This window comes from Haladaptatus sp., assembly GCF_049589095.1.
Lineage (GTDB): Archaea > Halobacteriota > Halobacteria > Halobacteriales > Haladaptataceae > Haladaptatus.
This window is the reverse complement of record NZ_JBAWAC010000298.1, coordinates 1-3,667: the sequence shown is the minus strand read 5'-3', so window position 1 is coordinate 3,667 and position 3,667 is coordinate 1. Positions and strand designations below refer to the sequence as shown.

The 3,667-nt window shown below is 59.7% G+C and carries 4 protein-coding genes; 1 reads left to right on the top strand and 3 read right to left on the bottom strand.

What is annotated here, in order from left to right:
* Both WBV42_RS09685 and WBV42_RS09680 read right to left on the bottom strand, forming a co-directional pair.
* Nucleotides 1–1,000, bottom strand: a 1,000-nt coding sequence (locus tag WBV42_RS09685) for a PH domain-containing protein (RefSeq protein ID WP_423985839.1), incomplete at its 3' end; no start/stop codon positions are given.
* Nucleotides 1,001–1,032: 32 nt separating this feature from the next.
* Nucleotides 1,033–1,470 (bottom strand): PH domain-containing protein, encoded by a 438-nt coding sequence (locus tag WBV42_RS09680; protein ID WP_423985838.1) that lies wholly within the window; start codon nt 1,468–1,470, stop codon nt 1,033–1,035.
* Between the two features lie 186 nt (nt 1,471–1,656).
* Between WBV42_RS09680 and WBV42_RS09675 the strand changes: the two genes are divergently transcribed.
* Nucleotides 1,657–3,318 (top strand): tRNA uridine(34) 5-carboxymethylaminomethyl modification radical SAM/GNAT enzyme Elp3, encoded by a 1,662-nt coding sequence (locus WBV42_RS09675; RefSeq protein WP_423985837.1) that lies wholly within the window; start codon nt 1,657–1,659, stop codon nt 3,316–3,318.
* A gap of 200 nt (nt 3,319–3,518) precedes the next feature.
* Here WBV42_RS09675 and WBV42_RS09670 read toward each other — a convergent pair whose 3' ends face one another.
* Nucleotides 3,519–3,653: a hypothetical protein gene (locus tag WBV42_RS09670; protein WP_423985840.1), complete on the bottom strand. Its 135-nt coding sequence runs from the start codon at nt 3,651–3,653 to the stop codon at nt 3,519–3,521.
* Nucleotides 3,654–3,667 lie beyond the last annotated feature (14 nt).

Below are 3,667 nucleotides of genomic sequence, written 5' to 3'. Positions count from 1 at the left end.
GATACCGAGTCGCCAGACGGCGTCGCATACGCTTCGGTGGACGCTCGAACTCCGGGTCGTCGTGGTCGAGAATCGTCTTCGCAACCTCCTCGACTTCCGACCGATTCCCCAGCGGGATGACCGGTGTCCGAGCGGGCCAGATGTCGAAATCGGCCGCACCGGCGGATTCGACGGTCAACCGTGCGAATCCGAAGGCGTTCTGTAGGGGGTTCGTGGAGATTCGCAACAGTTGCACGTTATCCAGCGGAATGTCGTTCGAATAGTGCCAGACGAATCCGCCGGACTGATGGATATTCCCGTCTCGAAACTCGACGGACGTGTCGTAGAATTCGAGCACGGATTGTACCACTCCCACTACCCACGCGCCGCCGACCGTTGCCCCACCGACGACGAGGAATTTCTCGACGGTGAAGTGCCCGTTGACCAGCGACGCGGGCAACGGCGGAGTGAGGAAATCCGACAGCCACGGCGGACTGAAGATGATCGACATCGCGACCGAAATCGCGAGGAAGAGGTGTTTCGGATGCGATGACAGGACGCTTCGAGCGAACAGCATTCCCGAACGAAGTCGATAGAGCTTCTCCTTTTCGTCCTCCGTCGAGACCGTATTTCCGTTCCCCAGACGGTCCTGAATTCGTTCAGCCTCTTCGATACCGACGTAGCGCAACTCCAGTTCGCTTTCTTTACTGCTCCCTGCCGTTTCACACGAGACGTTCGCGATTCCGAGGAACGAATCCACTCCGTTCTGAACGATGCTTGATTCCTGGATTCGGTCGTATGGAATCACGCGATGTTGTCTGTCGAAGATACCGGACCGTGTCTCTACTGCGGTGTCCTCCAAACGATAGGAGACGGAATACCATCGTATTCCCTCACGCACGACGTAGATCAGGACGTAACACAGGACGAACCCGACGATATAGGTGAGCGGTGTATCTTTGTAATTATACAGTCCGAAACCGACGGCGAAAATCAGGGGATGGATTTTTAGTCGGTCCATCGTTCCTCGGAGGACACTGTACGGGTGTAATCTCACACAGTGTCACCTCGGATGACGTCGTTCGCCTCGGAGAGCGATTCGTCCGAGCGACGGTTCTCGCGGAGGCTCAGGATTCGACTGCGGAGTTCGCTGGCGCGTTGCGGTCGAAGCCCCGGGAGCAGTAGATTCGAGCGGCGCGACCCGGCCGTGTGAATCGTGATGCTCGCTAACCCGGCGGCTTGTTCGAGAACACCGCGGTTGATGTCGATGTGTTGGATGCGGTCTATCGGAACGTAGGTCTCCCGTCGACGCACCACTCCGTGTTTGATCGTCACTCCGTCTTCGTCTACGGCGAAGCGCCACGCTCTGTATCGAATTGGCGTTACGAGGAGGGCGACCACGAGCATACAGAGAACGATCGGTATCGGACTCCAGACCGGAATGATGGTGGATTGTGACGCGATGATTCCGGCGATAATCCCACCGATCAATCCCGCTCCAACCGTTTTCGTGAACCAAACGTAGCGGATTCTCTTTTGTAACGATTCCACCCGTTGTATCAATGGATTATACTGTCTTCGTATTTAAAATGACCATTATCGATTTCGATACGCCATCCCCGCACCCGTATCCGTAGACGACACGCTTATCCGCCCGAACCAACCAAATATCACGTAATGAGTACCGAGACGCCGGACGCCACGGAGACGGAGGCGTTCGAGCAGGTTTGCGAGGAACTGATCGACCGCATCCTCGCGGGCGAGGTCGAGCGCGACGACGTAGAGAGCGCCAAACTCACCGCCTGTTCGGAGTTCTCCGCGCCGAAAGTGCCGAAGAACTCCGAGATTCTCGACCACGCGCCGGACGAGCGCCGCGAGGAACTGGAAGCCGTGCTTCGGCGCAAACCGGTCCGCACCGCGTCGGGCGTCTCGCCCATCGCAATCATGACCAGCCCGGAGCAGTGCCCGCACGGCAAATGTCTCTACTGCCCGGGCGGCCCGTCCTCCGAGTTCTCCTCCTCCCAGAGTTACACCGGTCACGAACCCGCGGCGGCCCGCGGCGTGCAGAACGACTACGATCCGTACGGGCAGGTCACGCTCCGCTTGGAACAACTGCGACAGATCGGTCACCCCGTCGATAAGGTCGAACTCATCCTGATGGGCGGGACGATGACCGCCCGGAGCCACGACTATCAGGAGTGGTTCGTCAAGCGCGCGCTGGAGGCGATGAACGACTACGACGTGAACAAGGAACCCGAACCCGCGGAGGGCGAGAGCTTCGCTCAGAGCCCCGAGGAGCACGACTTCCGCTATCTGGAGGACGTCATCGCGGAGAACGAGACGGGCGACATCCGCAACATCGGGACGACGTTCGAGACGAAGCCGGACTGGTGTGACCCCGAGCAGATAAACCGGATGCTCGATTTGGGTGGAACGAAAGTCGAGGTCGGTGTCCAGACCACCTTCGAGCGTATCAACCGCGAGATGCACCGTGGGCACGGCGCACAGGCGTCAATCGAGGCCAACCAGCGCCTCCGCGATTCGGCGTTCAAGGTCGGCTTCCACATGATGCCGGGCCAACCCGGCATGTCCAAGCGGATGTGCGTGGAGGACTTCCGCCGCATCTTTGAGGACGAGAAGTGGAAGCCGGACTACCTCAAGATCTACCCGACGCTGGTCGTCCGCGGCACCGCGACCTACGACTGGTGGTACAAGGGCGAGTTCGAACCGCTCCGAAACGAGGAGGCGGCCGAACTCGTCGCCAAAATCAAGTCGATGATTCCCAAGTACGTCCGCCTCCAGCGCGTCCAGCGCGACATCCCGGCGGACTTCATCGACGGCGGCGTGTGGAAGTCCAACCTCCGCCAACTCGCACGCCAACGGATGGAGGAACACGGGTGGACCTGCGACTGCATCCGCTGCCGCGAGGTCGGCATGAACGACGAGGAACCCGAGAACGTCGAGCTCGACGTCATGACCTACGAGGCCGCAGGCGGCACGGAGCACTTCATCAGCTTCGAGGACTTTGAAAAGGACCTCCTACTGGGCTTCTGCCGACTTCGCTTCCCCGGCGACCCCGTGCGGCGCGAACTCGACAACGCCGCGCTCGTCCGCGAACTCCACGTCTACGGCAGTGAAGTGACCGTGGGTGCGGCGAGCGAGGCCACCCAGCATCAGCACCGCGGTTACGGCCGAAAACTCATCGCCAAGGCCGAGGAACTCGCCGCCGACGCGGGCTACGACAAGCTCAGCGTCATTTCCGGAATCGGCGCACGCGAATACTACCGGAACAAACTTGGCTATCATCAGGACGGGCCGTACGTGAGCAAGCAGGTGTAACCCCCGCGAACAACGAGGTGCTCTGCACCTCGAAGTGTGAGCGGGTCGACGAACCCCCAGAGGGGGTGAGGAGACTTTTCATCGACGTTTTGCCAGCGAGCGTAAGCGAGCGCAGCAAAAGGTCGCGGAACAAACTCGGCTATCATCAGGACGGGCCGTACGTGAGCAAGCAGGTGTAATCAGCAAAAAACGGAGTTCGTTCAGTCCTGCATCGGCACGGATTCGACGTCGTACTGCTCGCCGATGGTTTTCAACTCGTCCAGCATGTCTCGTTCTTCACGGAGATTTTTCTTGAGGAGGTCGGCGGCTTCGTCGTGGCCCAACTTGTCGGCCATGAACAGCAGGTTGC